General features: G+C 61.3%; 3 protein-coding genes. All 3 read right to left on the minus strand.

The annotated features are described in order from the left end of the window. Positions 1 to 195: 195 nt before the first annotated feature. Positions 196 to 2,001 (minus strand): ABC transporter ATP-binding protein, encoded by a 1,806-nt coding sequence (locus ACLBWT_RS22305; protein WP_447665279.1) that lies wholly within the window; start codon positions 1,999 to 2,001, stop codon positions 196 to 198. 62 nt (positions 2,002 to 2,063) lie between these two features. Continuing rightward, positions 2,064 to 3,839, minus strand: a complete 1,776-nt coding sequence (locus ACLBWT_RS22310) for an ABC transporter ATP-binding protein (protein ID WP_447665273.1) — start codon at positions 3,837 to 3,839, stop codon at positions 2,064 to 2,066. 479 nt (positions 3,840 to 4,318) lie between these two features. Further along, positions 4,319 to 6,190 (minus strand): dynamin family protein (locus ACLBWT_RS22315; protein WP_447665274.1); only part of this gene is annotated, 1,872 nt, incomplete at its 5' end.

Here is a 6,190-nt window from a genome sequence, read left to right on the forward strand (position 1 = left end):
GCTGTCTATCGAAAAATCAAGCTTGCCTTATGGAGAACCTTATCCTGGCGAGCCTTGTGCGCCTCCGGAACGATAGCGTCGATGCCGGCGATTGCTATGCTTCGCATGACCTTCCCACGAATGAAGTCCTTCCGGCAGGATAAAAAAAGCCGGATCCCGAAAGGGAACCGGCTTCCCGCTCCGCTTCCCGCAAGCTCAGGCGGAAAGGAATCGGTATTGGGCGTCGATGAGGCCGCGGTACACGCCCCCGTGCTGCATCAGCCGGGCATGGTCGCCCTGCTCGACGATGCGTCCGTGATCCAGCACGATGATATTGTCGCAGTGGCGGATCGTCGAGAGACGATGGGCGATGATGAAGCTCGTGCGGCCGGCGAGCAGCGTCTTGAGCGCCTCCTGGATCTTGAGCTCCGTCTCCGTGTCGATGCTGGCCGTCGCCTCGTCGAGAATGAGGATGGACGGATCGGCGAGCAGCGCCCGCGCGAAGCTGAGCAGCTGCCGCTCGCCCATCGACAGCACGCTGCCGCGCTCCTGGACCTCGGTGTCGTAGCCGTCGGGAAGGCTGGCGATGAAATCATGGGCATGCACGGCGCGCGCAGCCATCTCCACTTCCTCGTCGGTCGCGTTCAGCCGCCCGAAGCGGATGTTGTCGCGGATCGTGCCGGAGAAGATGAACGTGTCCTGAAGCACGATGCCGACCTGAGTGCGCAGGCTTTCGAGGGTGACGTCGCGGATGTCGGTGCCGTCGATCGTCACCCTACCTTCCACCGGATCGTAGAAGCGGCAGAGCAGATTGATGATCGTGCTTTTGCCTGAGCCCGTATGGCCGACGAGGGCGATCGACTGGCCCGCGCGCGCCTCCAGCGAGATGCCTTTCAAGGCCGGGCGGCCCTTTTCATATTCAAAGACAATATTCTCGAAGCTCACATCGCCCTTGACGCCGGTCAGCATGCGGGCGCGGCCGCTTTCCTTGACGGTCGGGTCCTCGTCGATGAACTCGAAGATCCGCTCCGAGCTCGCCATCGCGACGAGCAGCTGGGAGTACATCTGGCCGAGCCGGTTGATGGGATCCCAGAAGTTGCCGACATAGTTGGCGAAGCCGACGAGCACGCCGATCGTGATCGCTCCGACCTGGATGAGATGGGAGCCGTACCAGAACAGGATCAGCGTGCCGATCGCCGAGGTGATCTCGATGACCGGACCGAACGTCTGGTTGAGCGCCGACGCGCGGTTCCAGCTGTTCAGGTTGACCGTGTTCATATTGTCGAAGAACTTGTAGTTCTCTTTCTCCTGGACATAAGCCTGCGTCACCTTCATTCCCTGAATCGCTTCGTTGAGATGGGAATTGAGGCGGGACTGCTTGATCCGGACGTCCTGCCAGGCGAAGCGGATCCGCTTGCGCAGCGCCGTCGAGACGACGAACATGAGCGGAACCGTGATCATGACGGCGAGGCCGAGCTTGAAGTTCCAGAGTAGCAGGATCGCCACAATGCCGACGAGCTGGATGCAGTCCATGAGCAGGTTGATGACTCCGCCCGTGAACAGGTCCTGCAGCGAGTTGACGTCATTGGTGACGCGCACGAGCACGGAGCCGGCCGGGCGCTTGTCGAAGAAGCGGAAGCTGAGCTTCTGGATATGCTCGAACAGCTGCTGCCTCAGATCGAAGATGACCTTCTGTCCGATGATGTTCGTATACTTGATCCGGATCGTGTTCGCGATCCATTGGATGATGTAGAGACCCAGCATGACGCCGCCGTACACGAGCAGCATGTTCTTGTTGTTTTTGCCGATGGCGTCGTCGATGGCAAGGATGATGACGGCCGGAGCGGCCAGGCGCGTGAAAGTGCCGAGCAGCATCATGAACACCATCGGGATGAGCTGGCGGTAATACGGCTTCATGTAGCCGAACAGGCGCCCGATCTGCTTCCAGTTGAACGGCTTCTCGATGATGTCGTCATCCTGGTACTTGAAGCGCTGGCGCTGGGATTCCGCCGCGGCCTGCATTTGTTCGTCCAGGCTTCCCGCCTGGCCGGTTTCCGGAAGGATGTCCTTCTTCTTGCTTGCCATTATGCCGTTCCTCCCTTCACGGCCGGTTCGTCTTCGCCGCTTTGCGGACGGTCGGCGTACTGGATGTTGTAGACGTCCCGGTAAGGACCTTGCTGGCGGATCAGCTGCTGGTGGGTGCCGCGCTGTGTGATCCGGCCTCCGTCGAGGACGAGAATCTCGTCGGCGTCCTTGAGCGAGCTGATGCGGTGGGCGATGATGAATGTCGTCCGGCCATGCATCAGCTCCTTGAAGCCGGCCTGGATCTCATGCTCGGTCTCCATGTCGACCGCGCTGGTAGCGTCGTCGAGCACGAGGATATGCGGATTGCGGATCAAGGCGCGGGCGATCGCGATGCGCTGCTTCTGGCCGCCCGAGAGGCCCATGCCGCGCTCGCCGACGAGCGTGTCGTAGCCGAGCGGCAGCTCCATGATGAATTCATGGGCTTTGGAGAGCTTGGCTGCGCGTTCGATCTCCTCCATGGTGGCGTCTTTGTTGGCATAAGCGATATTGTCGCGGATCGAGGCCGAGAACAGGAAGGTTTCCTGGAAGACGGTCGCGATCTGGCTGCGCAGGCTCTGCACGTCGACGTTGCGGATGTCGAAGCCGTCGATCGTGATCCGGCCCTGCTTGACGTTGTAGGCATGCATCAGCAGCTGGATGATCGTGCTCTTGCCGGAGCCTGTGCCGCCCAGCAGGCCGATCACCTTGCCCGCAGGGGCGTCGAAGCTGATGTCGCGCAGGGCAGGCTCCTTGTCCGCATAAGAGAAGGTGACGTTTTCAAACCGGACATGGCCTTTGATCGTATCCTTCTCGAGGACGACCGCGTCCTCGACGCTTTTCACATGGACGTAGGAATGGAGAAGTTCGAGCACGCGCTCCCCGGAAGCCTTGGACTGCGTGTAGTTGTTGATCAGGAAACCGATGTTCCACATCGGACCGATGATGTACCAGATCATGCTGAAGAAGGCGACAAGCTCCCCGAGCGTCAGAGGCCCGTCGATGACCCGCAGGCCCCCGGCCACGAGCAGGATGACGACGCCCATATTGGCAAGCAGCTCCATGAGCGGGAAGAAGCGCGCCCAGATGGCCGCGGCCCCGACCTGATTGTTCTGATAGGCGGTGCTGCGCACCGAGAATTTCTCCACCTCATGCGATTCCCTGGCGAAGGATTTCACCGTACGGACGCCGGTGATGTTCTCCTGGACCGCCGTCGTCAGATGGCTGAGCGCCTGCCTCATCTCGCGGAAGGCGGGATGGATGTTCTTCTCGAAGCGGATCGCCGCGAAGGCGAGCAGCGGGATCGTGACGAGCGTCATCAGCGTCAGCTGCCAGTCGATGCTGAGCATCATGATGCCGCCGAACAGGATCATGAGCACCGTGTTCAGGATCTGGGCGAAGCCGAAGCCGACGAACTGGCGGATAGCCTCCAGGTCCGCGGTAAGGCGGGACATGAGGTCTCCGGTTTTGGCCGTGTCGTAATAGGGATAGCTGAGCTCCTGAAGCTTGGCATAGGAAGCATTCCGCATCCGGTAAGCGACGCGGTTGCCGAGCCTGCCGCCGAAAAAGCCGCTCAGGAAGTTGAGGCATCCCTTCAGCGACACGACGGCTACGACGGTCAGGGACAGCGCAGGCACGACTCCCCAATTCTTCGTCTGGATGACGTCGTCGATCAGATACCGAAGCAGGTTCGGATACACCAGGCCGAGCGCCGTCGCGCAGGCCAGGCACAGGATCGAGGCGAAGATGAACTTTCGCTCGACCCAGTAAAACGGCTTGAGATTCTTGAAAACCTCCAAGTTGATGTCTCCCCCATTTGTTAGGTTTGGTGATGGAAATCTTTGCAATATGGATGAATGTTATCAGCATCCCTCTCCTCCGGCAAACGCCTTCAGAAGCCGAATATCCACCTCTGCCCCGCTCAGGGATAGTGAGGGAAGCCCGAGGGGGGGTATTCTCCGAATAATCACGTTATTGTCACTCGCATGACACATTTTCGCCAAAATATGCTTAAAAAGAGTCTTTTTGTTGAAAACGGATTAATTCGTTCTTTACCGGAATGAATGCAGCGGCATTGTTCCGAAGGGGAGAAAAGGCTGGATTCAGCCGGGTTTTACGGCTTTTTCGATAAAGCTTTGTCAGCCTGAATGGCCCCGCTTTGGCGGGACAGAAGCTGGATTTGCTTGGCAAAAAGCGGAATGGAATGCATGGGAGGGGCTGCGCTGACGAAGAAAAGCACGGCCTCATATGGAGGCCGTGCAGGGAAGGAAGATGGCGGTTATATCGAAGCTTGCAGCCGATCCAATCCGCCGCGCATCTCGCGCAGCGATTCGAGGCCGCTGTTGTCCTGGAGCGACAGCCTCGTTCCGTCGGAATATCGGATAAAGGCTTCCGACAAAGCCGACATGGCCTCTTCAAGGCCGGATGCAAGCCGGGAGGCATAAGCCGCCTTCCAGTCTTGGCCGGCGGCATCCATCCATACGCGGATGGACGCGCCAAGCTTCGCCTCCAGCTCGTCGCGCAGCTTCTTCTTGCCCTCTCCCTCGAAGAAGCTCCGCGGATTGCGGAACATTCCATAGAGCCACTTGGCCTCCACGGTATCGCATTTCCACGGGGAAGGCTCCGGCGGAGCCGGGAAGGCGATGCTTTCGTACGGTTCCGGCATGAAGCCGGGAAGATGGTGCTTGAGCTTCGCGGCGCTCTCCTCGTAGCGTTTGCGGATGAGCGAATTGCCGGCGCTCTCCAGCCGGAGCGTCGTCGCCAGCAGCTCTTGGGAGAGCTCCATCTGCAGCATCCGCTGCAGCTCCAGCCACGAGGTCCATACCGCGCGCCGCAAATCCCGTCCGTCGTCCTGCAGGCTGGCGGGATTGAAGGCGTATTGGTAGAACTCGCCGAAACCGTACTGGATCCGCTGCCGGATGTAGTAGAACAGCTCCTGCAGCTCCTTGTCCAGCTCTGCGGCCGGCACGTTCCCGCGGGCTTCGCTCGGCAGCTGCAGCGCTTCGGAAGCAAGCTCCTGAAGCCGCTGGAGCTCAGCAGCCCGGCTGCCCGCGTCGCCTTCGGCAGCGGCGAGCCAGCTGTCGATGACGGAGACGGAGCGGCTGATCTCCATGTCCGCCGCCTGCACGGCCAGCGAGCCGAGCTCGTCGCGCGTGAAGGAGAGGAAGCTGCGCTCGAAGGCCGGGATGCCCGAACGCTCCAGCTTCTCGCTGTCACCGGACTGCTTGCCCTGCAAGCCGAGCAGGCTCGAGACCGGATACAGTCTCGGGAACCTGATGCCATGCTGCAGCAGGTTGCTCTCCACATGGCCGAGCACGTCCTTCAGCTCCCCTTCCGAGGAAGCCAGATCGGCCGCGTTGACGAGGAAGAACATTTTGTCGAGCTCGAACTGGTCCTTCACCCTTCCAAGCTGCATCAGGAACTGCCGGTCGGCTTGCGAGAACGCGTGATTGTAATAGGTGACGAACAAGATCGCGTCGGCATTCTTGATATAGTTGAAGGCGACTCCCGTATGGCGGGCGTTGACGGAATCGGCTCCCGGGGTGTCCACGAGCACGATGCCCTGGTCGGTCAGCGGCGAGCTGTAATAAAGCTCGATCTCGCGCACGAAGCAGGAGCGGCTTTCTTCCGCCACGTAGCGCCTGTACTCTTCCTCTCCGACGCGCAGCTCCTGTCCGAGCAGCGGCGAGAGCTCCGGCCAGCCGGCAAGCGCCGCCTTGAGGAAGCTGTAATGCGGCCGTCCGGCGGCGTGGATGCCGTCCGGCTGCAAGGCTCCCATCCGGCGCAGCAGCTCCTCCTCGCCGGAGGCGGAGGCGTCTTCGCCGAGCAGCGACAGCGAGTAGCGCAGGTCTTCGAGCAGATCATCCCGCGACTTCATCGAGACGCGGGCCGTTCCATGCGGCTGCTCCGCCGTCGGAGCGAGGATGCGGTTGATCGCCGCCGTCGTCGGATTCGGCGACACCGGCAGCGCGCGCTCGCCGATCAAGGCGTTGGCGAGCGAGGATTTGCCTGCGCTGAATGCGCCGAACAGCGCGATCGTGAAGCGGCTCGCGCCGAGGCGCGCCGCGCGGGCGAGCATCGCGTCGGCCGCTCCGGCCAGCGCCGGATGCGGCGCCAGCAGCGCCGCCGCGGCGCGGAGCCGCTCGGCGGC

The sequence above is a fragment of the Paenibacillus sp. D51F genome (assembly GCF_053345695.1).